Origin of the sequence: Corynebacterium sp. MSK195 (assembly GCF_030228885.1) — a bacterium.
Classification (GTDB): domain Bacteria; phylum Actinomycetota; class Actinomycetes; order Mycobacteriales; family Mycobacteriaceae; genus Corynebacterium.
On the sequence record NZ_JASPGT010000040.1, the window covers coordinates 1 to 1,255 of the forward strand.

At 55.1% G+C, this 1,255-nt stretch carries 1 protein-coding gene; it reads left to right on the forward strand.

Going from position 1 to position 1,255, the window contains the following annotated elements; genetic code table 11:
- The first annotated feature begins 3 nt into the window (after positions 1-3).
- Positions 4-1,229, forward strand: a protein-coding gene (locus QP909_RS11695; protein ID WP_100619247.1) for an IS3 family transposase whose coding sequence is annotated in 2 segments (ribosomal slippage) — positions 4-283 and positions 283-1,229 — 1,227 coding nt in all. Because the reading frame shifts where the segments join, the coding sequence is not laid out codon by codon here.
- The last annotated feature ends 26 nt before the right edge of the window (positions 1,230-1,255 follow it).

A 1,255-nucleotide genomic window follows, 5' to 3' on the forward strand; every position in this document is an offset into this window, starting at 1 on the left:
ACTATGCCTAGAAAGTATTCCGTCGAGTTCAAGGAGAAGGCGGTCCATCAGATCATCGAAATGGTCCGCCTGGAGTCTTGCTCACTGCAACGCGCCTACACGGAGGTCGGTGAGCTGCTTGGAGTATCTCACCACACGTTGCGGGCCTGGTACCGTGACAGCGCCTCAGTACGCGATAATTCTGACGCTTCAGGCGGCGAAACAATGGAAGAAGAACTCAGGCGTCTGCGCCGCGAAAACCGCGAACTGAAACGAGCAAACGGGATTCTTAAAACTGCTTCGGCTTTTTTCGCAGCGGAACTCGACCGACCCACGACCAAATGATCTCCTACATCGACGCGTACAAAGATCAATTTGGGGTCGAGGCCATCTGCCGAGTCCTTAAACAAGCAGATCGTGGATTCATTACTTCACGCGGCTACCGCAAAGCCACCACACGTGTTCCCAGCGCAAGAGCCTTAAGCGATAGCCTGCTCATCCCAGAGATACAGCGTGTGCATGCGGAGAATTTCTCGGTCTACGGCATCCGCAAAATGTGGCACGCGATGAACCGCGAAGGCTTTCATATTGGTCGCGACAAGACCGCACGTCTGATGAAACTTGCAGGTGTTTCTGGCCGCAGACGTGGGCGAACCCCAATAACAACGGTAAGCCCGAAGACACCGGATCATCGCCCGGACCTAGTGCGCCGAAACTTCCGTGCGCAGGCACCAGGCAGGCTTTGGGTTGCCGACATTACCTACGTTCGCACCCTGTCAGGATTCGCCTACACCGCGTTTGTCGTGGATGTCTTCAGCCGAAAAATTGTTGGTGTTGCTACACGCTCGACAATGCGCACCGATGCGCTGCCCATGGAGGCATTGGAACATGCGTTAACGACTGCAGGACGAATCCATGGAAACCAACTAATTCACCACAGCGATCGGGGCAGCCAGTACGTGTCACTGAAGTATTCCACCGCGCTAGCTGAGTCAGGAATCCGCCCGAGTGTGGGAACAATCGGCGATTCTTACGACAATGCACTAGCCGAAACAGTCAACGGTCTCTACAAGGCGGAACTGATTCATGCCCAGGGCCCGTGGACGTCGGTCGGAGAAGTCGAACTGGCCACCTTGCGGTGGGTGCATTGGTGGAACACTAAGCGACTTCACGAAGCATTGGACTACGCCACCCCACAGGAAGTAGAAACCGAGTACTATCTCACCCAGCCCATCAACACAGGGCCGTAAAAGAAGCGGAACTAAACCCAGGACGC